This is a genomic window from Micromonospora sp. NPDC050495 (genome assembly GCF_040655175.1).
In the GTDB taxonomy this organism is placed as follows: Bacteria; Actinomycetota; Actinomycetes; order Mycobacteriales; family Micromonosporaceae; genus Micromonospora.
This window is the reverse complement of record NZ_JBFAJK010000004.1, coordinates 205,899-229,972: the sequence shown is the minus strand read 5'-3', so window position 1 is coordinate 229,972 and position 24,074 is coordinate 205,899. Positions and strand designations below refer to the sequence as shown.

At 75.1% G+C, this 24,074-nt stretch carries 23 protein-coding genes, 1 pseudogene and 1 riboswitch; of the genes and pseudogenes, 17 read left to right on the top strand and 7 right to left on the bottom strand.

Annotated elements, in window-relative coordinates; genetic code table 11:
- Positions 1-86: 86 nt before the first annotated feature.
- From dapB to AB0I11_RS07795, 4 genes and pseudogenes are all read left to right on the top strand, one after another.
- Entirely contained in the window at positions 87-860 is a 774-nt protein-coding gene (gene dapB, locus AB0I11_RS07810) for a 4-hydroxy-tetrahydrodipicolinate reductase (protein WP_357314983.1), read from the top strand.
- A 213-nt stretch (positions 861-1,073) separates the two neighbouring features.
- Positions 1,074-1,154: pseudogene (locus AB0I11_RS07805) on the top strand (4-hydroxy-tetrahydrodipicolinate reductase); the annotation flags it as partial.
- A gap of 316 nt (positions 1,155-1,470) precedes the next feature.
- Positions 1,471-2,397, top strand: a complete 927-nt coding sequence (locus AB0I11_RS07800) for an AraC family transcriptional regulator (protein ID WP_357314981.1) — start codon at positions 1,471-1,473, stop codon at positions 2,395-2,397.
- Positions 2,398-2,454: 57 nt separating this feature from the next.
- Positions 2,455-2,922, top strand: coding sequence for a GNAT family N-acetyltransferase (locus AB0I11_RS07795; protein WP_357314979.1), 468 nt, complete (start codon positions 2,455-2,457; stop codon positions 2,920-2,922).
- Positions 2,923-3,077: 155 nt separating this feature from the next.
- On the opposite strand, the gene AB0I11_RS07790 is transcribed toward AB0I11_RS07795, so the two are convergent.
- Positions 3,078-4,034 (bottom strand): sigma-70 family RNA polymerase sigma factor, encoded by a 957-nt coding sequence (locus tag AB0I11_RS07790; protein WP_357314977.1) that lies wholly within the window; start codon positions 4,032-4,034, stop codon positions 3,078-3,080.
- Positions 4,035-4,086: 52 nt separating this feature from the next.
- Positions 4,087-4,665 carry a GNAT family N-acetyltransferase gene (locus tag AB0I11_RS07785; protein WP_357314975.1) on the bottom strand — a complete coding sequence of 193 codons (579 nt, stop codon included), beginning with the start codon at positions 4,663-4,665 and terminating at the stop codon, positions 4,087-4,089.
- A gap of 35 nt (positions 4,666-4,700) precedes the next feature.
- Here AB0I11_RS07785 and AB0I11_RS07780 point away from each other — a divergent pair, with 35 nt between their 5' ends.
- A complete protein-coding gene (locus AB0I11_RS07780; protein WP_357314973.1) occupies positions 4,701-6,011 on the top strand; it encodes a glycosyltransferase 87 family protein in 1,311 nt (436 codons plus the stop codon).
- Here AB0I11_RS07780 and AB0I11_RS07775 read toward each other — a convergent pair.
- Positions 5,910-6,461: a GNAT family N-acetyltransferase gene (locus tag AB0I11_RS07775; protein WP_357314970.1), complete on the bottom strand. Its 552-nt coding sequence runs from the start codon at positions 6,459-6,461 to the stop codon at positions 5,910-5,912. The genes AB0I11_RS07780 and AB0I11_RS07775 overlap by 102 nt on opposite strands.
- A gap of 127 nt (positions 6,462-6,588) precedes the next feature.
- Here AB0I11_RS07775 and AB0I11_RS07770 point away from each other — a divergent pair, with 127 nt between their 5' ends.
- The 6 genes from AB0I11_RS07770 to AB0I11_RS07745 all read left to right on the top strand — a co-directional run bounded on the left by AB0I11_RS07770 (position 6,589) and on the right by AB0I11_RS07745 (position 13,795).
- Positions 6,589-7,818, top strand: coding sequence for a crosslink repair DNA glycosylase YcaQ family protein (locus AB0I11_RS07770; RefSeq protein ID WP_357314968.1), 1,230 nt, complete (start codon positions 6,589-6,591; stop codon positions 7,816-7,818).
- A gap of 4 nt (positions 7,819-7,822) precedes the next feature.
- Positions 7,823-8,515 (top strand): DUF2752 domain-containing protein, encoded by a 693-nt coding sequence (locus tag AB0I11_RS07765; RefSeq protein ID WP_357314966.1) that lies wholly within the window; start codon positions 7,823-7,825, stop codon positions 8,513-8,515.
- A 79-nt stretch (positions 8,516-8,594) separates the two neighbouring features.
- Positions 8,595-9,332, top strand: a complete 738-nt coding sequence (gene thyX / locus AB0I11_RS07760) for an FAD-dependent thymidylate synthase (RefSeq protein ID WP_357315108.1) — start codon at positions 8,595-8,597, stop codon at positions 9,330-9,332.
- Between the two features lie 53 nt (positions 9,333-9,385).
- On the top strand, positions 9,386-10,312 hold the full coding sequence (dapA, locus tag AB0I11_RS07755) for a 4-hydroxy-tetrahydrodipicolinate synthase (RefSeq protein WP_357314964.1): 927 nt from the start codon (positions 9,386-9,388) through the stop codon (positions 10,310-10,312).
- A 48-nt stretch (positions 10,313-10,360) separates the two neighbouring features.
- Entirely contained in the window at positions 10,361-12,049 is a 1,689-nt protein-coding gene (locus AB0I11_RS07750; protein WP_357314961.1) for a ribonuclease J, read from the top strand.
- 186 nt (positions 12,050-12,235) lie between these two features.
- Positions 12,236-13,795 (top strand): S1 family peptidase, encoded by a 1,560-nt coding sequence (locus AB0I11_RS07745; RefSeq protein ID WP_357314958.1) that lies wholly within the window; start codon positions 12,236-12,238, stop codon positions 13,793-13,795.
- A gap of 127 nt (positions 13,796-13,922) precedes the next feature.
- On the opposite strand, the gene AB0I11_RS07740 is transcribed toward AB0I11_RS07745, so the two are convergent.
- Positions 13,923-15,536, bottom strand: a complete 1,614-nt coding sequence (locus AB0I11_RS07740) for a YbjN domain-containing protein (RefSeq protein WP_357314956.1) — start codon at positions 15,534-15,536, stop codon at positions 13,923-13,925.
- Positions 15,533-16,012: a YbjN domain-containing protein gene (locus tag AB0I11_RS07735; protein ID WP_357314954.1), complete on the bottom strand. Its 480-nt coding sequence runs from the start codon at positions 16,010-16,012 to the stop codon at positions 15,533-15,535. Before AB0I11_RS07735 ends, AB0I11_RS07740 begins: the two co-directional genes overlap by 4 nt.
- A 113-nt stretch (positions 16,013-16,125) precedes the next feature.
- Here AB0I11_RS07735 and AB0I11_RS07730 point away from each other — a divergent pair, with 113 nt between their 5' ends.
- Positions 16,126-18,573: a DNA translocase FtsK gene (locus AB0I11_RS07730; protein WP_357314952.1), complete on the top strand. Its 2,448-nt coding sequence runs from the start codon at positions 16,126-16,128 to the stop codon at positions 18,571-18,573.
- A 138-nt stretch (positions 18,574-18,711) separates the two neighbouring features.
- Here the strand turns inward: AB0I11_RS07730 and AB0I11_RS07725 are convergent, their stop codons facing one another.
- Entirely contained in the window at positions 18,712-18,957 is a 246-nt protein-coding gene (locus AB0I11_RS07725) for a hypothetical protein (RefSeq protein WP_357314950.1), read from the bottom strand.
- Between the two features lie 84 nt (positions 18,958-19,041).
- Positions 19,042-19,356 (bottom strand): SMR family transporter, encoded by a 315-nt coding sequence (locus AB0I11_RS07720; RefSeq protein WP_357314948.1) that lies wholly within the window; start codon positions 19,354-19,356, stop codon positions 19,042-19,044.
- Positions 19,357-19,411: 55 nt separating this feature from the next.
- Positions 19,412-19,478, bottom strand: a riboswitch (guanidine-III (ykkC-III) riboswitch).
- Positions 19,479-19,569: 91 nt separating this feature from the next.
- Between AB0I11_RS07720 and AB0I11_RS07715 the strand changes: the two genes are divergently transcribed.
- The 5 genes from AB0I11_RS07715 to AB0I11_RS07695 all read left to right on the top strand — a co-directional run bounded on the left by AB0I11_RS07715 (position 19,570) and on the right by AB0I11_RS07695 (position 24,069).
- On the top strand, positions 19,570-20,493 hold the full coding sequence (locus AB0I11_RS07715) for an ornithine cyclodeaminase family protein (protein ID WP_357314945.1): 924 nt from the start codon (positions 19,570-19,572) through the stop codon (positions 20,491-20,493).
- 75 nt (positions 20,494-20,568) lie between these two features.
- Positions 20,569-22,104 (top strand): 30S ribosomal protein S12 methylthiotransferase RimO, encoded by a 1,536-nt coding sequence (gene rimO, locus AB0I11_RS07710; RefSeq protein ID WP_357314943.1) that lies wholly within the window; start codon positions 20,569-20,571, stop codon positions 22,102-22,104.
- A 47-nt stretch (positions 22,105-22,151) separates the two neighbouring features.
- Positions 22,152-22,730: a CDP-diacylglycerol--glycerol-3-phosphate 3-phosphatidyltransferase gene (gene pgsA / locus AB0I11_RS07705; protein ID WP_357314941.1), complete on the top strand. Its 579-nt coding sequence runs from the start codon at positions 22,152-22,154 to the stop codon at positions 22,728-22,730.
- A 113-nt stretch (positions 22,731-22,843) separates the two neighbouring features.
- Complete coding sequence (locus AB0I11_RS07700; RefSeq protein ID WP_357314938.1) at positions 22,844-23,401, top strand: CinA family protein; 558 nt, start codon at positions 22,844-22,846, stop codon at positions 23,399-23,401.
- A 227-nt stretch (positions 23,402-23,628) separates the two neighbouring features.
- A complete protein-coding gene (locus AB0I11_RS07695; protein ID WP_357314936.1) occupies positions 23,629-24,069 on the top strand; it encodes a helix-turn-helix transcriptional regulator in 441 nt (146 codons plus the stop codon).
- The last annotated feature ends 5 nt before the right edge of the window (positions 24,070-24,074 follow it).

Sequence of the window (24,074 nt, the reverse complement as noted above, 5' to 3'; positions counted from 1 at the left end):
GCGGCATCTCGTGGGGAGTGGTCGGGTGGTGGGACGGTCTCGGTCTGCCAGGGAGGCGACGTCCCGATTGGGATAGGTTGTGCCCCGTGACTGACGAGCAGGAGAAGGACCGGGCCGAGCCGATCCGGGTCGGCGTGCTGGGCGCCCGTGGCCGGATGGGCATGGAGGTCTGCAAGGCGGTCGACGGCGCCTCCGACCTGGACCTTGTCGCGACGATCGACCAGGGGGACGAGCTGGTCGCCGCGGGCGACGCCGGCGCCGAGGTGGTCGTCGACTTCACCACCCCCGACGTCGTGATGGACAACCTGCGCTGGTGCATCGATCAGGGGATCAGCGCGGTGGTCGGCACCACCGGCTTCACCGAGCAGCGGCTGGACCAGGTGCGCGGCTGGCTCGCGGGCAGGCCCGAGGTGGGCGTGGTCATCGCCCCGAACTTCGGCATCGGTGCGGTGCTGATGATGCAGTTCGCCGCGAAGGCGGCCCGCCACTTCGAGTCGGTCGAGATCATCGAGCAGCACCACCCGCGCAAGCTGGACGCGCCGAGCGGCACCGCCACCCACACCGCCCGCCTGATCGCGCGGGCCCGCGCCGAGGCCGGTCTCGGCCCCACCCCCGACGCCACCAAGGACGAGGTGCCCGGCGCCCGCGGTGCCGACATCGACGGGGTACGCGTGCACGCGGTGCGGGCCGCCGGTCTGGTCGCCCACCAGGAGGTGCTCTTCGGCACCACCGGCGAGACGCTGACCATCCGGCACGATTCGCTGGACCGGGCCTCGTTCATGCCCGGGGTGCTGCTGGCCGTGCGCGAGGTGCGCCGCCGGCCGGGCCTGACGGTCGGCCTGGACGCCCTGCTCGACTGACCCGGCCGCAGCCGGGCCTGACCGTCGGCCTGGACGTCCTGCTCGACTGACCCGGCCCGGGACGACCCGCAGCCGGGCCTGGCGGTCGGCATGGACGTCCTGCCTGACTGACCCGGCCCGGGGTGCGGCACCGGGGTCAGGTACGGCGCGTCGGTCTCCACCAGCAGCTGCCCGGGGCCACCCGCCGGCAGCATCGCTGGACCGGGCCGCGTCATGCCCGGCGTGCTGCTGGCCGTGCGCGAGGTGTGCCGCCGCCCGGGCTTGACGGTCGGCCTGGACGCCCTGCTCGACTGACGGGCCGGCCGCCCGGCGGACGACGGACGCCGAATGACGCGCAGCCGTTGGCGGCCGCAGGACGGCGGGCACCGGTGACGGCCGGCGTTCCGGGTCCGGCCTGCGGCGGAGGGACGCCGGACGATCGGTGGGACGCCCCATGTGGCGGGTCCGGCTGGCGGCGGACGGGCCGCCGGGGGATCGGCCGTCCCGGCGGGGACCGGTGCCGGCGGAGGAGCGTCGGGTGATCGGCCGTGCCGGCGGTGGACCGGTGGCGGCCGGCAGGTCCGCAACGGCGATCAAGCGGGGCGCGGGTCGCCCGGTGCAGGCTGTCAGCATGACCTCGCCGGATGGGCTCACCAGAATCCTCGACTCGATCCAGGTAGCGCTCGACGACCCGACCGCCGGGCCGGGCGAGGTCGCGGCCCGGGCCCACCTGTCCCGGTTCCATTTTGACCGGTTGGTCGCCGCCGCCACCGGGGAGCCTCCCGGCGCCCTGCGGCGGCGGCTGCTGCTGGAGCGCGCGGCGCACCGCCTCACCACCAGCGACCGGACCGTCCTCGACATCGCCGTGGAGGCCGGGTACGGATCGCACGAGGCGTTCACCCGCGCGTTCCAGCGGGCGTACGGGGTGGCACCGACCGCCGTCCGGCGGCGTCCACCGGTCACCTTCCGCGAGCTGGAGCTGTCCTGCCCCAGCGGCGTCCACTTTCAACCGCCCGGCGGCCTGCGGCTGCCGGCTACCCGTCAGGAGACTGCGATGAACGTCCTCCAGCACCTGGTCGACCACCACGTCGACACCCTCACCGCGATCATCGAGCGGGCCGGCACGCTCAACGATGAGGTGCTCGACCGGCCCATCACCGTGTCGGTGGAGACCATCGACGACCGGCCGACGCTGCGTTCCCTGATCAACGCCATGGTCACCCAGGAGGAGCACTGGCTGTCGGCGCTGCGTGGCGGCGACTGGCCGGACGAGAGCGACCAGTCGGTGCGCGGGCTGGCCGCCCGGCACGCGGCCGCCGGCGGGGACTGGCGTGCCTTCGTGGCCCGGACGTTGGCCGAGGGGACCCTGGCCGACACGTTCGTGGACACCACCTGCACGCCGCCGACCACGCACACCCTGGGCGGCACGATCGGGCACGTGATCACCTTCGCCGCCGTCCGGCGTACCCTCGCCGTCGGGGCCCTGGGCAGCGCGGGGATCACCGACCTCGGGGCGGGCGACCCGCGGCCCTTCCTGGACGCCGCGGCAGCGGGCTGAGCCGGCCGCCGGAAACCCGGTCGTCGTGCGAGGCGGGCCGCACCTAGGCTCACCCGCATGATCGATTCAGGGCTGACCGACCGCGCCGGTCGTCGGGTGACGCTGCGACCCGTCGACGACGAGAACTGGCGGGCCGTGGCGGACGTCGCGCCCCGCGACGAGCAGCGCTCCTGGGTGCCCGCGCTGGCCGCCCGCTACCTGCTGCTCACCCTGCGCTCGCCGGTGTGGACCTCGCTCGCCGTGTACGCGGACGACACCGTGGTCGGGCACCTGATGTGGGGCGTGGACGACGACGAGTCCCGCTGGATCGGCGGCATGGTGATCGACGGTGCCGAGCAGGGCCACGGGGTGGGTCGGGCCGCCGTACGCACCCTCGCGGAGTGGCTGGCCGCGCAGGGCCACCCGGTACGCCTCAGCTACCACCCGGAGAATGTCGCGGCCGCCGCCCTCTACCGCTCCCTCGGCTTCCAGCCGACGGGCGCGATGGAGGACGACGAGGTGGTCGCCGAACTCAGCCCGAGCTGACCCGAAGGCCAGCCCCGACGTGAGGGCCCGGCCTGACCGGGAGGGCGGCCTGATCGCACCGGTGCCGCCGGTGGTCCCGCCCCGTGCCGGGACCACCGGCGGCGCGGCGGCGTACGAGAGATGGACGAGACGCGCCGGCGAAACTCATCGGTGGCTCACCGGTCCAGCCGCAGCGGCAGGCCGAAGCGGGGGAAGAGGTCGGGCAGGAGGAAGTGGTGGAACCCGGCGATCCGGCCGCCGGAAAGCTCGAGCACCTGGATCGAGAAGGCCGCGTGGCCGCCGGCCGGATCGACCCGGTACTGGGCGAAGGCCGGCCCACCGTTCGCGGCGATCGGCACCAGCCGCGACCCCCGGCACTCGGCGCCCGGACCGGACAGCCAGCGGCCGATCTCCGTGGCCCCGCGCAGCCACATCGCGTACGGCGGCATGCTCTGCACGGCGTCCGCCCGCAGGAGCGCCACCAGCGCGTCGATGTCGTACCGGGTGAAGGTGTCCACGTACCGGTCGAGCAGGTCGCGGTCGGCCGGGTCGAGCCCCGGGCCGGCGGCCGGCTCGATCCGGGCCCCGGCCAGCGTGGCCCGGGCCCGCTGGAGGGCGCTGTTGACGGCCGGCACGCTCGCGTCGAGCAGCTCGGCCACCTCGTCGGCCCGCCAGCGCAGCACGTCCCGCAGGATCAGCACCGCCCGCTGCCGGGCCGGCAGGTGCTGGAGCGCGGCCACGAACGCCAGCCGCACCGACTCCCGGGCCACCGCCAGCTCGGCCGGGTCGGCCGGCAGCACCGCGCCGTCCGGCACCGGCTCCAGCCAGTCGCCGGCCGGCGCGCCGAGCGACTCGACCACCGGTGGCGACGGGGCGCCCAGGTCGACCGGCAGGGCCCGCCGGGCGCGCCCGCGCAGCAGGTCGACGCAGATGTTCGTGGTGATCCGGTAGAGCCAGGTGCGCAGGCTGGACCGGCCGTCGAAACCGTCCCACCCGCGCCAGGCCCGCAGCAGGGTCTCCTGCACCGCGTCCTCGGCGTCGAAGACCGAGCCGAGCATCCGGTACGCGTAGCCGGTCAGTTCGACCCGGAACGCCTCCAGGTCGGTGGGGTTCGCCGTCGCCGTGGTGCTCATCGCCCCACCGTAGGCGCACCGGCTGACAACCGGCGCGCGCGGGGCGCGTACCTCAGGGGGCGTCCGGCGTGGCGGGGACGGCGACGTGCAGGCGGAGCTGGGGGACGAGCATGTCGTCGACGTCCAGCGCGCGGGCCGCGCCGTCGGGCTCCCAGCCGGTGGAGGTGAGGAACTTCCGGGTCGCCGCGTCGGCGTCGAAGACCCAGGCCACCGCGCGGCCGAGGCCGTCGGCGCGCCAGTGGTCGACGGCCGCGGCGAGCAGCCGGCTGCCGTGCCCGCGCCGCCCCCAGCGCGGCTCGACCAGCAGGTCGGTCACGGCGGCCACGCCCTCGCCGAGCGCCTCGGCCGGCTCGCCCGGCGCCAGCGCCTCGGCATCGGCCGGACCGGAAGCGGCGAACCCCACCAGATAGGATTGCTCGGCCTGTTCGACGGCGACCAGCACCCGGTGCGCGCCCGAGGGCGGCTCCTGCACCGCCGCGCTCCACCGCCGCGTCAGGTACGCCTCGTCCAGGTTGTCGAGCACGTGCCGGGGCAGGATCCGGCGGTACGCGACCCGCCAGGTCGCGAGCTGGATGCGTGCGATCTCGGCGGCGTCCTCCGGACGCGCGGGGCGGACGTAGCCTGCAGCCATGGCACGTGAGCCTACGCAGGGCGAGGGAGGCGACGGTGGCGCAGGGTGCCAGGCGGACGATCGGGCAGGTCGCCGCCGTGGTGGTGCTCGCCGGCGTGGTGGCCGCCTTCCTCGCGGTCGCCGCCGTCCGGCACGGGTTCTTCGACCTCAAGGTCTACTACGGCGCGTTGCGGTTCTGGGTGCACGACGGCGGCGAGATCTACGACTTCCTCAAGGCCGGCACTCAGTACGGCTTCACCTATCCGCCGTTCGCCGCCCTGGTCATGCTGCCGATGGCGTACCTGCCCTGGCCGGCCGCGATCACCGTGAGCGTGGTCATCACCGTGCTCGCCAGCACCGTGCTCATCTGGTGGCTGGTCGACCCGATCGCCCGCCGCGCGGGCTGGACCGGCTGGTTCAGCCTCGCCGTCGCGCTCCTGCTGGCCGCCGCCTTCGAGCCGATGCGCGAGACGGTGAACTTCGGCCAGGTCAACATGCTGCTGCTCTTCCTGGTGGCGGCGGACCTGCTGCGGCTGCTGCCGGCGGGCAGCCGGTGGGCCGGCGTCGGCATCGGCCTGGCCACCGCGATCAAGCTGACCCCGGGTCTGTTCATCCTGTATCTGCTGGTCACCGGGCGCTGGCGGGCCGCGTTCACGGCGATCGGCACCGCCACCGCGGCCACCCTGCTGGCCGGCGCGCTCGTCCCGGACGCCTCGCGGGAGTTCTGGACCACCGCGTTGTGGAACACCGACCGGGTGGGTGAGCTGGCCTTCATCTCCAACCAGTCGCTGCGGGGGATGGTCGCCCGGCTGGACCCGGTGCATCCGAGCACGGCGGCCTGGCTGGCGCTGGCGCTCGCCACCCTGGCCGTCTGGGTGTGGCGCTCCCGGGCCGCCGTCGCCGCCGGCGACGAGGCGACCGGGCTGGCGCTCACCGGCGTCACCGGCTGCCTGATCAGCCCGGTGACCTGGGTGCACCACCTGGTCTGGCTGCTGCCCGCGCTGATCCTGCTGGTCGACAACGGCATGGCGGCGCCCGCCCGGGGCCGCCGGCGCCGCCTGCTGCTGGCCGCCGCGTTCGTCGGGTACGCCTTCCTGATCAGCCGGATCGTCTGGGCGTGGGAGGACGACTTCGCCGGCCTCGACGGCTTCCTCGGCAGCAACACGTACGTCTGGATCAGCCTGGTCCTGCTGCTGGTCCTGCCGATCCGGCGCTCGGCCGCGCCGGCCGGCGGCGGCTCGGCTGACCGGGACGGGCCGACCCCGTCAGCCGTCCGCCCGGGCGGTGTAGCGCAGCTCGCGGAGGCGGACCGGCTCGCGCCCACCGGCCAGCGGCACCGGGTAGTTGGACTCCGCACCGTCGGGTGACAGGCCGGCCCGCTCGTAGAAGCGGCGGGCCCGGGCGTTCTCGGCCAGCACCCAGAGCCGGTACTCCGTCCAGCCCCGTTCGGCCAGTCCGGACCGGGCCGCGGCGAACAGCGCCCGTCCGGCCCCGGTGCCCCAGTGCGCCGGCTCCAGGTACATCGCGAGGATCTCGCCGTACCGCGGGTCGAGGTCGGCGCGGTCCTGGTTGTTCCGGTACGGGCCGAACGTGGCGAAGCCGACGACGACGCCGTCGACCTCGGCGAGCAGGGTGGTGAACGGGTGTTCGGGGTCGGCGGTGCCCAGGTCCCGGCGGCGCTGCGCCCAGGCGACCGGGTTCAGCCGGGCCAGCACCTCCTCCGGCATGATCCCGGCGTACCCGGCCTGCCAGCCGTGCACGTGCGCCCGGGCGACCGCCTCGGCGTCGTCGGGTTCCTCGCGGCGAATGGTGAGCATCCGTCCGTTCTATGCCGGTCGGGGCGGCGGGTCCAGCGTCCGCTCCGCACGGGACACAACTCGCCCGCCCGGGCCGGGCCGCCGGGTGCGGGACGGGCGTCGTACCGGTGGATTAGGGTCGCCGACGATGGCCGCACCGGAATCGCTCTCGCCCGCCCAGGCCCGTCGGGTGGCGCTCGCCGCCCAGGGCTTCGCCGACCCGGCGCCGACCGGCGTGCCCACCCGCCGGCACCTGCGCCGGGTGCTGGACCGGGTCGGGCTGATCCAGATGGACTCGGTCAACGTCCTGCAACGGGCGCACTACCTGCCGCTCTACAGCCGGCTCGGGCCGTATCCGACCGCGCTGCTCGACACCGCCGCCTACCGCCGCCCCCGGGAGCTGTTCGAATACTGGGGGCACGAGGCGTCGCTGGTGCCGGTCGGCCTGCACCCGGCGCTGCGCTGGCGGATGACCCGGGCCCGGGACGAGGCCTGGGGCGGGATGCGCCGGATCGCCCAGGAGCAGCCCGAGCTGGTCGCCTGGGTCCGCGACGAGGTGGCCGCCAAGGGGCCGCTGACCGCCGCCGAGATCGAGCACGACGCCCCCCGGCAGACCGGCAACTGGGGCTGGAACTGGTCGTCGGTGAAGCAGGCGCTGGAGTTCCTGTTCTGGGCCGGCGAGGTGACCGCCGCCGAGCGGACCACCTCGTTCGCCCGCCGCTACGACCTGCCCGAACGGGTGCTGCCGCCGGCCGTGCTCGACGCGCCCACCCCGAGCGACGCCGACGCCCACCGGGCCCTGGTCGCGATCGCCGCCCGGTCGCTCGGGGTGGCCGCCGAGGCGGAGCTGCGCGACTACTTCCGGCTGCCGGCCGCCGCCGCCCGGCGGGCGGTCGCCGAGCTGGTCGAGGCGGGCGAGCTGACCCCGGTCACGGTGTCCGGCTGGCGACAGCCGGCCTACCTGCACGCGCAGGCCCGGCTGCCCCGCTGGGTGCGCGGCAACACCCTGGTCAGTCCCTTCGACCCGCTGGTCTGGGAGCGGTCCCGCGCCGAACGGCTCTTCGACTTCAGCTACCGGATCGAGATCTACGTGCCGGCGCCGCAGCGGGTGTACGGCTACTACGTGCTGCCCTTCCTGCAGGGGGAGCGGTTCACCGCCCGGGTCGACCTGAAGGCCGACCGGAAGGCCGGGGTGCTGCTGGTCCCCGCCGTGTGGGCCGAGCCCGGGGTGGATCCGGGGGAGACCGCCGTGGCGCTGGCGGCCGAGCTCTACCGGCTCGCCGGCTGGCTCGGCCTCGACGCGGTCGCCCCGCCGGCGGCCGGCGATCTGGCCGCCCCGCTGACCGCCGCGCTGGTGGGCGTGGCCGGTGTACGGTAAGCCCGTGACGACTGTTGACCGGCCCGGCGCCCCGGCCGACCCGCAGGCTGTTCCCGTCGCGCCCCCCGCTCACCCCGCGCCCGCCGGCCCACAGTCGGCGCCCGCCGCGCCCGCCGGCCCGCACGCCGGGCCCACCGGCCCGCACGCCGGGCCCACCGGCCCGCACACCGGGCCCGCCGGCCCGCACGCCGCGGCCGGTCCCGACGGTGCGGCGATCTGGCCCGCCGGGGTCACCTACCAGCCGGTCGAGCCGGACCGGTTCACCCGCCTGGTGCTGCGCCTGCACGCCCGCGCCCCGCGCTGGGCGGTACCCCTCGCGGCGCTCGGCTGCGTCGGCGTCGGCATGACGTACGCCCTGCTCAGCGACCCCACGCACAGCGACCCGGACGCCCGCCCGACCTGCCTGCTCAAGCTCCTCACCGGGCTGGACTGCCCGGGCTGCGGCGGCACCCGCGCGCTCTGGTACGTGCTGCACGCCGACCTGCCGGCGGCCGCCCGGCACCACTTCCTCTTCGTCTTCGCGCTGCCCTTCCTGGCGTACCTCTTCGTCGCCTGGGCCGGCAACCGGGCGTTCGGCTGGCGGCTGCCGGAGCTGTCGCTCAGCCCCCGGGTGATCGGTGGCTTCCTGGCCCTCTGGTTCGCCTTCTCAGTGGCCCGCAACCTGCCCTGGGCCCCGTTCACCGCGCTCTACGTCTGACCGGTGCGCCGACTCACGTCCGGCGTGCCCCCGTTTCGCGAGCGGCCCACCGGCCACTACAGTCCCAGGAATGCCGGAGATGGTGCAGCCCCAGGTCAAGCTGATCGCGTGGACCCAGTTCCAAGCGCCGGACGAGGTGCCGTGGTCGACCGACGCCGAGGGCGGCCAGGCCCTCGCCGAGTTCGCCGGCCGGGCCTGCTACCAGAGCTGGAAGAAGCCGAACCCGGCCACCGCGACCAACGCCGGCTACCTGGCGCACATCCTGGACGTCGGCCACCTGAGCGTGCTCGAGCACGGCTCGGTGAGCTTCTACTTCAGCGGGGTCTCCCGCTCCTTCACCCACGAGCTGATCCGGCACCGGCACTTCTCCTACTCCCAGCTCTCCCAGCGGTACGTCCCGGAGCGGGACGCCGCCATGGTCGAGCCCGCGGTGATCGCCGAGGACCCGGAGCTGCACAAGACGTTCGTCGAGGCGAGCGAGGCGGCCGTCCGGGCGTACACCGAGCTGCTGGCGGGGCTGGAGGCCAGGTTCGGCGACGAGCCGAGCCCGACGCTGCGCCGCAAGCAGGCCCGGCAGGCGGCCCGCGCGGTGCTGCCCAACGCCACCGAGACCCGGATCGTGGTCACCGGCAACTACCGGGCCTGGCGGCACTTCGTCAAGATGCGCGCCACCGAGCACGCCGACGTGGAGATCCGCGAGCTGGCCGTGGAGTGCCTGCGGCAGCTCCAGGGGGTGGCGCCGAACGTCTTCGCCGACTTCGTGATCTCCACGCTGCCCGACGGCACCGAGGTGGCGGCCAGCCCGCACGCCGAGTGAGTCCTGCGCCCTTCGCCGCCGGGCCCCCGGTGGTCGTCAGCTAGGTTGTGAACATGACGCACGACCACCCTGCCGCTCCCGTCCGGGGCGCGTCGCGCCCGTTCGGGCGGTTGATCACGGCCATGGTGACCCCGTTCACCGCCGACGGCGCCCTCGACCTGGACGGCGCCGTACGGCTCGCCCAGCACCTCGTGGACGAGCAGGGCAACGACGCGCTGGTGCTCAACGGCACCACCGGTGAGGCGCCGACCACCACGGACGCGGAGCAGGAGGCGCTGATCCGGGTCGTCGCGGAGGCGGTCGGCGACCGGGCCCGGATCGTCGCCGGGGTGGGCACCAACGACACCCGGCACACCATCGAGCTGGCCGCGCAGGCCGAGAAGGCCGGCGCGCACGGCCTGCTCGTGGTGACCCCGTACTACAGCAAGCCGCCGCAGGCCGGGTTGCTGCGGCACTTCACCGCGGTCGCCGACGCCACCGGGCTGCCGGTCATGCTGTACGACATCCCGCACCGCGCCGGCACCGCGATCGCCACCGAGACCCTGGTGACGCTGGCCGAGCACGGCCGGATCGTCGCGGTCAAGGACGCCAAGGGCGACCTGACCGCCACCTCCTGGGTGCTGGCCCGCAGCGACCTGGCCTTCTACAGCGGCGAGGACGCGCTGACCCTGCCCGCCCTGGCGGTCGGCGCGGTCGGCGTGGTCGGCACCTCCACGCACTTCACCGGTGCGCAGACCAAGCAGATGATCGAGGCGTACGAGGCGGGCGACACCGCCACCGCGCTGCGCCTGCACCGGCAGCTGCTGCCGCTGTTCACCGGCATCTTCCGCAGCCAGGGCGTGATCCTGGTGAAGGCGGGCCTGGCGGCCAAGGGGCTGCCGGCCGGCCCGGTGCGCGCGCCCCTGGTGGACGCCACCGCCGACGAACTGGCCCAGCTGCGCGCCGACTGCGCGGCGGCGGGCCTGCCCCTGCCCGAATGATCGAACGACACGACGGCGCCGGACGGCGTCGCAGAATGAGGTGAACGCGTGACCGAGGCGCACTTCGAGGGTGAACTGCCCCCGCCGCTGCCGGAGGGCGGCCTGCGGATCATTCCGCTCGGCGGACTCGGCGCCATCGGCCGGAACATGACCGTCTTCGAGTACGACGGCAAGCTGCTGATCGTCGACTGCGGGGTGCTCTTCCCCGACGTCGAGCAGCCGGGCGTGGATCTGATCCTGCCCGACTTCGGGCCGATCCTGGACCGGCTGGCCGACGTGCAGGCGATCGTCCTCACCCACGGCCACGAGGACCACATCGGCGCGGTGCCGTACCTGCTCGCCCACAAGCCGGACATTCCGCTGGTCGGCTCCCAGTTCACGCTCGCGCTTGTCGAGGCGAAGCTGGCCGAACGGCGGATCCAGCCGTACACACTGACCGTGGCGGAGGGGCGGCGGGAGCGGCTCGGCCCGTTCGAGTGCGAGTTCTTCGCCGTCAACCACTCGATCCCGGACGCCCTCGCGGTGGCCATCCGTACCCCGGCCGGCCTGGTGCTGCACACCGGCGACTTCAAGATGGACCAGCTCCCGCTGGACGGCCGGATCACCGACCTGGCCGGCTTCGCCCGGCTCGGCGCCGAGGGCGTCGACCTGCTGCTGTCCGACTCGACGAACGCCGAGATCCCCGGTTTCGTCACGCCGGAGCGGGAGATCGGGCCGGTGCTCGACTCGATCTTCGCGAAGGCCAAGGGCCGGATCATCGTCGCCTCGTTCGCCTCGCACGTGCACCGGGTGCAGCAGGTCTTCGACTCGGCGGCCGAGCACGGCCGCAAGGTGGCGCTCATCGGCCGGTCGATGGTCCGCAACATGGGCATCGCCCGCGACCTCGGCCTGCTCAACATCCCGCCCGGCCTGGTGGTCGGGCTGGAGGAGGCCACCACGCTGCCGCCCGAGCAGATCGTGCTGATGTCCACCGGGTCGCAGGGCGAGCCGATGAGCGCGCTCGGCCGGATGGCCAGCGGCGACCACCGGCACATCACCATCGCCCCGGGCGACACCGTGGTGCTCGCCTCCTCGCTGGTGCCCGGCAACGAGACCTCGGTCTACCGGGTGATCAACCGGCTGGCCCGGGCCGGCGCCACCGTGATCCACAAGGACGTGGCGAAGGTGCACGTCTCCGGTCACGCGCCCGCCGGTGAGCTGCTCTACCTGCTCAACGTGACCCGCCCCAGCAACCTCATGCCGGTGCACGGCGAGTGGCGGCACCTGCGCGCGCACGCCCGGCTCGGCATCGAGTCCGGCGTGGCGCCCGACCGGGTGGTGCTCTGCGAGGACGGCGACGTCGTCGACCTGGTCGACGGCCGGGCCAGCCTGGTCGGCCACGTCAAGAGCCGGTACGTCTACGTCGACGGCCTCGCCGTCGGCGACGTCAGCGAGTCGCTGCTCACCGAGCGCCGGATCCTCGGCGACGGCGGGTTCATCGCCACCACCGTGGTGGTCGACTCGGTCACCGGCAAGGTGGTCGGTGGCCCGACCCTTTCGGCGAAGGGCTTCTCCGAGGACCCGGAGGCGTTCAACCCGGTGATCCCGCTGGTCACCGAGGCGCTGAACCGGGCCGCGGCGGACGGCATCACCGACCCGCACCAGCTCCAGCAGATCGTCCGGCGCACCGTCGGGCGCTGGGTCAACGACGCGTACCGCCGCCGGCCGATGATAGTGCCGACCGTGGTCGAGGTCTGACCCCACCGGCTCCGCCCGCCGGTCCACCGTCCGCGGTGGGCCGGCGTCGCCCGTCCAAGGGGTACGCCCCGCAGTCGGGTGGCCACGCTGCGCCGAACCTGACCGGCCGACCTCAACCGATCGGCGTCCGTCTCCGTACTCCCGTCCGGCCGGGGTGACCCGCGCCGGCCGGGAGGAGCGTGGCGGATGGACCGCAGACGGATGACAGCCATCGGCGTCGTGGTGGCGGCGGTGGGCGCGACGGCGGCGGTGACGCTGCCCTCGTTCGCCGGGGAGAACGCGCCGGGCCGGCGCGCCGCGCCCCCGGCGGCCGGCGGGGTCGCCCCCGAGGTGCTGGACGCGCTGAGCCGGGACCTCTCGCTCACCCGGGACCAGGCGGCGAGGCGGCTGAGCACCGAGCGGTGGGCCGCCGGCACGGTCACCCGGCTCCGCGCCGACCTGGGCGCCGACTACGGCGGCAGTTGGCTCGGCGCCGACGGGCGGACCCTGCACGTGGCGGTCGCCGACCCGGCGCGCGCCGCCCGGGTGCGGGCCGCCGGGGCGGTGCCGGAGCAGGTCGACCGGGGCGTGGCCGAACTGGACGCGGTGAAGACCCGGCTGGACGCGGCCGGCGCCACGGCCACCCCGGACATCACCGGCTGGTACGTGGACGTGGCCGACAACGCGGTGGTGGTGCTCGCCCAGCCGGGCGCGGAGGCGTCCGGCCGCCGCTTCGCCGCGGCCGGCGGCGTGCCCGCCGGCACGGTCCGGGTCCGCACCAGCGACGAGGCGCCCCGGCCGCTGTTCGACGTCCGCGGCGGCGACGCGTTCCTGATCAACAACGCGGCCCGCTGCTCGGTGGGCTTCTCCGTGGTCGGCGGCTTCGTCACCGCCGGGCACTGCGGGCGGCCCGGTGATCGGACCACCGGCCCGAACCGGGTCGCCCAGGGCACCTTCGCCGCGTCCTCGTTCCCGGGCGACGACTGGGGGGTCGTGCGGGTCGACGGCGACTGGACACCGCAGGGCGTGGTGAACGACTTCAACGGCGGCACGGTGCCGGTGAACGGTTCGACGGAGGCCCCGGTGGGCGCCTCGGTCTGCCGTTCCGGCTCGACCACCGGCACCCGCTGCGGAGTCATCCAGGCCCGGAACGCCACGGTGAACTATCCGGAGGGGACGGTCACCGGGCTGACCCGGACCGACGTCTGCGCCGAGCCGGGCGACTCCGGTGGCGCGTGGCTCTCCGGCGACCAGGCGCAGGGGGTCACCTCGGGTGGCTCCGGCGACTGCACCCGCGGCGGGGTGACCTTCTTCCAACCGGTCAACGAGATCCTCCAGCGCAACAACCTGACCCTGGTCACCGCGGCCGACGGCGGGACGCCGAGCACACCGCCGGCCGACGGCGGGGCGACCCCGCCGGCCCCCACCGCGCCCGCCCCGCCGCCGACCGAGGGGCCGGACGGGTGCGCCGGCCAGGTCAGCCGGACCGGGCAGGTCACGGCCGGCCGGGGGCAGGTCCAGCCGGACGGCCGGTTCTTCCGGACCTCCGGCGGCACCCAGCAGGCCTGCCTCGCGGCGCCGGACGGGGCCCGCGTCCGGCTGGAGCTGCAACGCTTCACCGGCACCGCGTTCCGCACCGTGGCCCGTGTCGAGACCGCGGACGGGCCGGCCCGGCTGAGCGTCGCGACGCCGGCCGGCGCCTACCGCTACCGGGTGGTCGGGCTGGCCGGCGCCGGCGCGTACACCCTGGCGTTCTCGGTCCGCTAGGAGACCGGGCGGGCCGCACCGGACCGCGGCCCCCGGTCACCACCGCCCGGTGGCCGGGGGCCGCGCCGGGTCCCGGCTCCTCGGCCACCGTCTCCCGCGTCCCGGCCCGCCCAGCGCCCGGGCGCGGTCAGCCCTCGTCGCCGCCGGGCAGCGCGGCGACCGCCTCGGCGTACGCGACCCCGGTGCTCACCGCGGCGGTCACCAGCACCACCAGCTGCGCCGGGGCCACCCCCTGCGCCAGGTCGGTGGTGACGCCGCCGACCAGCACCAGCGCCCCGTCGCCCGGATCGTGCACGTACGCGGCCGGCAGCAGCCGGTCGTGGTTCCAGGCGTTGCAGAACGCGTACGCCTCGGCACGCCGGTCGGCCGGCACCCGGCGGGTGGCCACCACCCGGGCGTGCAGGATCTCGCCCCGCTCGCCGAGCCGGCGGAACTGGATGACGGCCGCGCCCCAACGCCCCACCACGGCGCCGTCCGGCTCCACGGCGTACCCGTCGCCGCGGGCGTCGAGGGCGCGGGTGAGCAGCGCCAGGCTCAGCGGGACGGGTTCCTCCTCGCCCGGCTCGGCCGGGTCGTCGGGCCGGGCGCCGTCCTCGTCCTCGTCCTCGGCCGGCAGCGGCACCGGCTCGGCGACCGGCCGGTCGGCGAGCCAGGAGGCGATCCGCCCGGACTGGTGCCCGGTGCCGTTGCGGGCGTCGAAGCTGCCGGCCAGCGCGGTGGCGAGGGCCTGCAACTGCCCGCCGAGCGTGGCCACGTCCAGCTCGGCCGCCGGCCGGGCGCCGTGCCCGGGCCGGTGGATCCGCCGGCCGCCCAGACCGGCCTCCACCGCGAGGGCGCAGACCAGCGACCCGGCCGCGGCGAACTCCATCGCGGCGAGGTCGTCCACCGGCTGGTCCAGCCGGGGCAGCTGCTCGGCCAGCACCGCCAGCCCCTGTTCCAGGTGCCCGCCCAGCGCGCAGAAGCGCAGGTGGGTGGCGAGCAGCGGGAACGCCGCCCGTTCCCGGCGGTGCCGGCGGTACGCGCGCACGTGCGCCCGGGCCGCCCGCGTCGCCGCCCCGGTGCGCAGCCAGGGCAGCAGCCCGGCCACCAGGGCGCGCTCCGGCTGGTCGGTGCAGTCCACCTCGCCGTCGAGCACCGGGCGCAGCGCTTCCAGGGCCTCGACCGGCTCGCCCCAGCCGGCCAGCAACTCGGCCCGCCGGGCCGGCGCGCAACCGGGACAGCCGGCGACCGCCCCGGTGGTGGCCCCGCCACCGTCCGGTCCGGACGCGGCGGCCTGCCAGCGGGCGTACTCGCGGCGGGCGGTCGGCTCGGCACCGAGATGGTCGGCGAGCCGGCAGCGCAGCTCGGCCACCGGCTCGGCCGCCCCGCCCAACCGCTCGGCCAGGTCGTCCAGCAGGGACCGCGCCTGGTCGAGCCCGACCCGGGGGGTGCCCAGCAGCGCCTCCACCGCCTGCCGCTGGTGCCGCAGCAGCCGGGTCATGTCGCCGGGCCGGCCGCCGGCCGGCTCCTGCGCCAGCGCGGACCGGCAGCGGCGTACCGGCTCGACCAGCCGCCACCCCTGACCGAGCTGGAGGTACGTCTCGATCAGCGCGAAGCGGGCCGCCAGCGCGGTACCCGGGTCGCCGGTCGCGTCGGCGTGCGCGGCGATCCGGTCCAACTCGGCACAGCGGGCCTCGCCGTCGGGCAGGTCGAGGGCGTCGGCCAGCGCGTCGGCCGGCCCACGGTCCCGGGCGGTGGTCACCGGACCGCCCCGCCGGGCAGGCGCCCCACCTCGGCGGCGAGCTGGCAGCCGGTGCTGATGCCGCAGTCCAGCAGCTGGTCGAGCTGGTGCGGGGTGACGCCGCGTTCCAGGTCGGTGATCACCTCGCCGCAGATCTGCGCCAGCCCGTCGTCGGCCACGTGCACGAACGCCTTGGGCCAGAGCCGGTCGTGGTTCCAGGCGTTGCAGAAGGCGTAGAGGGCGGGCACCTGCTCGATGCCAAAGCGGTGCCCGGTGACGGTGCGGACCTGGAGCAGCTCCCCGTCGGCGCCCCGGCGGTGGAACCAGATCAGGCTCTCCGCCCAGCGGCCGACCAGGTCACCGGCGGCGTCCTCGGCCACCGCGTACCCCCGGTTGGTCAGCACGGCGGCGATCAGGGCGCCGGTCAGCGGCCGCAACGTCTGCGGGTGTCCGGCCAGGGGGCCGTCCGGACCGTCCTCGAGCTCCGGCGACGCCATGGGGGCATCCCTTCTGAGGCGAATAACACAAACGGCGCCCGGCCCGTGCTGCGACGCGCGGACACGACCCGGAAAAGCGGCGATCTGCCGGGTCCCGCCGTTACGGTGACTCTATGGCGGGCCGTACCTCTCAGGCGAGCCGGCGGCGCGGCGCGTCGCCGCGCGGCACCACGAACAGCCGTGCCCGCCAGCCGGCCAAGAAGGCCACCCGCGCGACGGCCCGGCGGCGGCCCGCGGCCGGCCCGGGTCTGGCCGTCTACCTGGGACGCGCGGTCGGCGCGGTCTGGATGGGCCTGGCGCACGGCCTCGGCTGGGCGGTCCGGGCCGCCGGCCGGCAGGCCGCCTCGGCCCGGGACCTCGACCCCGAGCACCGCCGTGACGGCGGCGGGCTGCTGTTGTTCGGCCTCGCCCTGCTCAGCGCGGTGGCCATCTGGTTCGGCAAGGCCGGCCCGGTCGGCCAGCGGCTGGCGGACAGCGTCCGGCTCTTCCTGGGCGCGATCGCCATCGTGGTGCCGGTGCTGCTGATGATCGGCGCCTGGCGGCTGCTGCGGACCCAGGCCGACCCGGAGCACCGCGGCCGTGGCCTGGTGGGCTGGGGTTCGATGCTGCTCGCCACCGCGGCGATGCTGCACATCGGACAGGGCCCCGTGGACGCGGTGCAGCGCGACTACGCGGGCGGGCTGATCGGCGCGGGCATCGGCGATCTGCTGGAGGCGGCGGTGACCGCCTGGGTGGCGGTCCCGCTGCTGATCCTGTTGCTCGTCTTCGGCCTGCTGGTGGTCACCGCGACGCCGATCAACAAGATTCCGGAGCGGCTCGGCCTGCTCGCCGGCACCCTGGTGGGGCCGCCCGCCGCGGCCGAGGAGGAGACCGGGGAGGCGCCGAAGCCGGCCCGTCGGCGGCCGGCCAAGCGGCTGCCGCCGCCGCTGGACCCGGCAGAGCTGGACGACGACCTCGACGGGGTGGACCTGCAGGACACCCTCGTGCTGCCGCGCAAGAAGGTGCCGGCGAGCCGGAAGCCGGTGGAGCCGCCGGAGCACTCGCCGCTGCCCACCCGGGCCGAGCAGCTCGCGCTCACCGGGCTGGCCGGTGACTACACGCTGCCGCCGGCCAACATGCTGGGCACCGGGACCGCGCCGAAGACGCGGAGCAAGGCCAACGACGAGGTGATCGCGGCGCTGACCGGCGTCTTCGAGCAGTTCGACGTGGACGCCGCGGTCACCGGTTTCACCCGTGGCCCGACGGTCACCCGCTACGAGGTGGAGCTGGGCCCGGGCGTCAAGGTCGAGCGGATCACCCAGCTTTCCCGCAACATCGCGTACGCGGTGAAGTCGCCGGACGTGCGGATCCTCAGCCCCATCCCGGGCAAGAGCGCGGTCGGCGTGGAGATCCCCAACACCGACCCGGAGAACGTGGCGCTCGGTGACGTGCTGCGCTCGCGGGCGGCCACCAGCGATCACCACCCGATGGTGGTGGCGCTCGGCAAGGACATCGAGGGCGGCTACGTGGTGGCCAACCTCGCGAAGATGCCTCATATCCTGATCGCGGGCGCCACCGGCGCCGGCAAATCGAGCTGCCTGAATAGTCTACTTGTGTCCATCTTGACCCGGGCCACGCCGGACGAGGTGCGGCTGCTGCTGGTCGACCCGAAGCGGGTCGAGATGACCGGCTACGAGGGCATCCCGCACCTGGTCACCCCGATCGTGACCAACCCGAAGAAGGCGGCCGAGTCGCTGGAGTGGGTCGTCCGCGAGATGGACATGCGCTACGACGACCTCGCCGCCAACGGGGTCCGGCACATCGACGACTTCAACCGCAAGGTGCGCAACGGCGAGATCAAGGCGCCACCGGGCAGCGAGCGGGAGCTGCGGCCGTACCCGTACCTGCTGGTGATCGTGGACGAGTTGGCCGACCTCATGATGGTCGCGCCGCGCGACGTGGAGGACTCCATCGTCCGGATCACCCAGCTGGCCCGGGCCGCCGGCATCCACCTGGTGCTGGCCACCCAGCGGCCCTCGGTCGACGTGGTGACCGGCCTGATCAAGGCGAACGTGCCGTCCCGGCTGGCGTTCGCCACCTCGTCGCTGGCCGACTCGCGGGTCATTCTCGACCAGCCCGGCGCGGAGAAGCTGCTCGGCCGGGGTGACGGGCTCTTCCTGCCGATGGGCGCGTCGAAGCCGGTCCGGATCCAGGGCGCCTGGGTGACCGAGCGCGAGATCCACGACGTGGTGAAGTTCTGCAAGGACCAGCGCGAGCCGGAGTTCCGCCCGGACGTGCTGACCGCCGCGCAGGAGAGCAAGAAGAAGATCGACGAGGACATCGGCGACGACCTGGACCTGCTGGTCCAGGCGGTGGAGCTGGTGGTCACCTCGCAGTTCGGCTCGACCTCGATGCTCCAGCGCAAGCTGCGGGTCGGCTTCGCCAAGGCGGGCCGGCTGATGGACCTCATGGAGACCCGGGGTGTGGTCGGCCCGTCCGAGGGCTCCAAGGCCCGCGACGTGCTGGTCAAGCCGGACGAGCTGGCGGAGGTCCTGGCCGGCCTGCGCGGCGGCGAGGACTGACCCGAGCGGTCACCGCGTGTTGTCCGGCGGCCGTCCTCGCCGGCACGCGGGGCGTACCGAGCGCCGGTGACACTGCCCGCACACGCGCGACGGACCCGCCGGTGCTCCGGCGGGCCCGTCCGCGACGTACGGCGGCGGTCAGGAGTTCAGGATCGCGTAGCCGATCACCATGCCGAGCACGGCGCCGACCACGCTGGCGGCGGCCGCGTACCAGCCCAGCGGCTTGTCACCCAGCACCGCGCCGACGATGCCGAGCACCAGCCCGACCAGGCCGAACAGCGGCGGCAGGAAGAAGATCGCGATCACCGCGAAGACGAACGCGATGATGGTGCAGACGCGCGCGGCGCTGCTGCGCGGGCGGGTGGTGGCGTGGATGTCGGCCATGGTCTCCTCCGTGAGGTCGGTCGCACTGTTGAGGTGCCGCATCACTACCCGCCGCGGCCCCGCCGGCAAACCGGACACCCGGGCCTAGTGGAACAGTTTCAACCCGACCACGCCGGCGACCACCAGCAGCAGGGAGCCGATCCGGGGGAGGGTGGCCGGCTCGTTCAGCGCCAGCATGCCGACCAGCGCGGTGCCGACCGCGCCGATGCCCACCCAGATCGCGTAGCCGGTGCCGACCGGGATATCCCGCAGCGCGTACGCCAGGCCGGCCATGCTGGCCACCAGCGAGGCGGCGAACACCAGCGAGGGGACGGGGCGGCTGAAGCCGGCGCTGCGGTCCAGGGCGATCGCCCACGCGGTCTCCAGCAGTCCGGAGAGCACCAGCACGATCCAGGCCATGACGGTCACCTCTGACGGGGCGGGCCCGGCCGGGAGGGCCGGGACGGGCGGTCACGCTGGGGCGTCTTGGCCTGACCGGGTACGCCCACCACTCGTCCGGGGCGGCACCGGCCGCCGCCGTCGACGCTAGCACCGCCACGATCCTCGGGTGGCGCGGTGACGAAGCCCACCATCGCTGGAGTTGACGCTAACTTCAGGTTGCACGATGTGGTCATGACCGTGCTCTTCTCCGACGCGGACGTCGCCGCCGCGGTGGACGCCCCGCTGACCGTCGCGGCGATGCGGGACGCGCTGCTGGCCGCGTACGAGGGGCGGCTGATCGCGCCGCCTCGGGCGTCCGCGTCGCTCGGCGGCGGCCGGATGGTGCTCACGGCCGGCCACCTCACCGGCGAGTGGTACGGCTTCCGGTCGTACGACACCTTCGGGCACCCGGAGAGCGGGCAACTGGTGGTGCTGCACGACGCGCGGACCGGCGCGGTGCGGGCCATCGCGGTCGGCGAGGAGCTGGGCTCGCGCCGCACCGGGGGACTGGGCGGGGTGGCCGTGGACGCGCTGGCCCGCCCCGATGCGGCCACCCTCGGCGTGGTCGGCTCCGGCCGTCAGGCGTGGACCCAGGTCTGGGCGGCCGCCGCGGTGCGCCCGCTGCGCGAGGTGACCGTGCACAGCCGCTCTGCGGCCCGGCGGGACGCGTTCGCCGCCCGGGTCCGGGCCGAGCTGGGCCTGCCGGCCCGCGCGGTCGGCTCGGCCGCCGAGGCGGTCCGCGGCCGGGACCTGGTGGTGCTCGCCACCACCAGCACCACCCCGGTGCTCGACGCCGCCGACCTGGCCCCGGGCACCCACGTGAACACCGTCGGCTTCAAGCAGGCCGACCGGCACGAGTTCGGCACCGACCTGCTGGACGCCGCCGACCTGCTGGTCACCGACTCGCCGGCGCAGGCGGCCGCGTACGTCCCGCCGATGCTCACCGCCGTCGAGCCGTACGCGGACCGGCTGCGCGACCTGGGCGCGGTGCTGGCCGGGGCGGTGTCCGGTCGGACCGGCGCGGATCAGCTCTCGGTCTTCTGCTCCACCGGCCTGGCCGGCACCGAGGTCTTCCTCCTCGACCGGCTGGCCCGGGTCGGCGCGGCCGTCCGCTGACCCGCGGCTCGGTGTGAGCCGGCCGATGCCCCGGCCGGGCGGCGCGGCGATCCCCGCGCGGCCCGGTACCCTCGGATGGTGTCTGCCACCTCCCTTTACGACAACTCCAGCGCGCCGCGCAGCGACCCGGAGCCGTCGGCCACCGGCCGTCGGGTCGCCCTGCTGACCTTGGGCTGTGCCCGCAACGAGGTCGACTCGGAGGAGTTGGCGGCCCGGCTGCACGCCGACGGCTGGCAGGTGACGACCGACGGCGAGGGCGCCGACGTGGTGGTGGTGAACACCTGCGGCTTCGTCGAGAAGGCCAAGCAGGACTCGATCCAGACGCTGCTGGCGGCCGCCGACACCGGCGCCAAGGTGGTCGCGGCCGGCTGCATGGCCGAGCGGTACGGCCGCGAGCTGGCCGACAGCCTGCCCGAGGCGCAGGCCGTGCTGAGCTTCGACGACTACCCGGACATCGCGGCCCGGCTGGACGCCGTGGTGGCCGGCGAGGCGCTGGCCGCGCACACCCCGCGGGACCGGCGCGAGCTGCTGCCGCTCACCCCCGTCAAGCGCCGCGAGGCGGCGGTGTCGCTGCCCGGTCACGGCACCCCCACCCGGGTCACCGCCGAGACCGACGAGCACACCCCGGCGCACCTGCGGCAGGTGCTGCGGCACCGGCTCGACACCGGCCCGGTGGCCTCGCTCAAGCTGGCCAGCGGCTGCGACCGGCGCTGCGCGTTCTGCGCCATCCCGGCGTTCCGGGGCGCGTTCGTCTCCCGGACCCCGGACGAGCTGCTCGCCGAGGCGGAGTGGCTGGCCAAGACCGGCGTCCGCGAACTGGTGCTGGTCAGCGAGAACTCCACCTCGTACGGCAAGGACCTGGGTGACCCCCGGGCGCTGGAGAAGCTGCTGCCGCAGCTCGCCGCGATCGACGGGATCGTCCGGGTGCGCGCCAGCTACCTTCAGCCCGCCGAGACCCGGCCCGGCCTGGTCGAGGTGATCGCCACCACGCCGGGTGTGGCACCCTACTTCGACCTGTCGTTCCAGCACTCCAGCGAGCCGGTGCTGCGCCGGATGCGCCGGTTCGGCTCCACCGACCGGTTCCTGGAGCTGCTCGCCTCCGCCCGGGCCCTCGCCCCGGCGGCGGGCGCCCGGAGCAACTTCATCGTCGGTTTCCCGGGCGAGACCCGGCAGGACGTGGCCGAGCTGGTCCGCTTCCTGACCGAGGCGCGGTTGGACGCGATCGGCGTCTTCGACTACAGCGACGAGGACGGCACCGAGGCCGCCGGCCTGCCCGGCAAGGTCTCCGCCGCCACCGTCAAGCGGCGGTACGACCGGCTGGCCGCGCTCGCCGACGAGCTCTGCTCGCAGCGGGCCGAGGAGCGGCTCGGCTCGACGGTCGAGGTGCTGGTGGACTGGGTCGCCGACGGCGTGGTCGAGGGTCGCGCCGCGCACCAGGCGCCCGAGGTGGACGGTTCGACCACCCTGGTCGCCCCGGTCGGTGGCGGGGTCGACCTGGCCGCGCTGCGCCCCGGCGACCTGGTCCGGGCCACGGTGACCGCGACGGAGGGTGTGGACCTGCTCGCCGTACCGGATGAGATGATCTCGGCGGCGCCCGGCGCGGCACGGTGACGGCGGGCCCGGACGGAGCGGGGAAGCCACGTGGGGCGGTGCCGGAGATGACCGGGGCGGAGTCGGTGGCGGCCCGGGTGCCGTTGCTCAACGCGGCGAACGTGCTCACCGCGCTGCGGTTCGTGCTGGTGCCGGTCTTCGCGGCCACCGTGGTGGTCTCGGCGATGAGCCACGCCGGCTGGCGCACGGCCGCCTGCGTGATCTTCGTGGTGGCCTCGGCGACCGACCTGGTCGACGGCTGGATCGCCCGCCGGTTCGGCCTGGTCACCTCGCTGGGCAAGGTCGCCGACCCGATCGCCGACAAGGCGCTCACCGGCGCGGCGCTGGTGCTGCTCTCCTGGTACGACCGGCTGCCCTGGTGGGTGACCGTGGTGATCCTGGCCCGCGAGCTGGGCATCACGGCGTTGCGCTTCTGGGTGATCCGGCACGGCGTGATCGCCGCCAGCCGGGGCGGGAAGATCAAGACGGCGTTGCAGATCCTCGCGATCACCTGGTACCTGTGGCCGATGCCGGCGGCGCTGGCCCCGGTCGGCCCCTGGATCATGGGGGCCGCCGTGGTGGTCACCGTGGTCACCGGCTTCGACTACGTCGCCCAGGCGCTGCGCCTGCGCCGCCCGGCCCGCTGACGTCCGGCGCACCCGCGGGTCCGTCCTGCACCTGACGAGGGGTTGGTGGCGATAACCTCATGATCGCCCCCCAGCGGGAGTAGCGGGCGGCCGGGCGGGAAGAGAGGGCTGGCATGGGAACGGATGCGAACCACGAGCGACCGGTCGGCAGCCCGGCGGCCTCCGTCGTGCACAGCCTGCACGAGCGCAAGGAGACCCTGGCCACCGTCGAGTCGCTGACCGGCGGCCTGCTCTCCGCCTCGATCGTGGAGATCGCCGGGGTGAGCAGCGTGTTCCGCGGCGGGCTGGTCACCTACGCCACCGAGCTGAAGTCGGTGCTCGCCGGCGTACCGGAGGACCTGCTGGCCGAGCGCGGGCCGGTCGACCCGGACGTGGCCGCCGCGCTCGCCGAGGGCGGGCGGCGCCGCTGCGGCGCCGACTGGGGGCTGGCCACCACCGGCGTGGCCGGGCCGGAGCCGCAGGACGGCAAGCCGGTCGGCTTGGTGTACGTGGCCGCCGCCGGGCCCGGCGGCTGCGAGGTGCGCCGACTCGACCTCGACGGCGACCGCGAGTACATCCGCGGCGCGACCGTGATCGAGGCGCTGCGGTTGCTGGCCGAACGGATCCAGACCACCGGCGGCGTCGAGCAGCCGGCGGACGCCGGCGATCCGGCCGGGGCGGGGCACCGGTGAGCCGGGCCATGACACGCCCGGGTGCGGGCGCGCCGGGCCGGGGCGCCCGGGCCCGGCCGGTCGGGCGGAACGCCGGAATTGAAGGGGTGGGGCGGGATGTCGGCGGGCCCGGCAACGGGTACGGTTGCGGGAAGGCTCCGGCGGACGACGCCGGCGCCGGGAGTGGACCGCCACGCCCGGCGCGGCACGCGCGGCCGGAGATGGTGGTCCCGTCTGGGGGAGGTGCGATGGTCCTGCTACGCCGGGTGATCGGTGACGCACTGCGGGCGCGCCGGCAGGGGCAGCACCGCACCCTCCGCGAAGTCTCCTCCGCCGCCAACGTCAGCCTGGGCTACCTCTCCGAGATCGAGCGCGGCCAGAAGGAGCCCTCCAGCGAGCTGCTGGCGGCGATCTGCGACGCCCTCGGCGCCCGCCTCTCCGAGCTGCTGCGCGAGGTCAGCGACACGGTCGCGCTGGCCGAGCAGATGCCGGGGGTGCTGGTGCCGGTCGCCGACGAGCCCACGCCGGTCGCTGCGCCCGCGGTGCGCGCCACGACCAACCGGGGCGTCCGCCAGGTCACCTCGGACGGCTCGGTGGCGGTCCAGGTGCGGCAGGACGGGCCACTCAAGGCCACCCTGCGCAGCACCCGGGTGCGCCCCGCCGAGCGGGACGTGGTCTGCGCCGCCTGACCCGA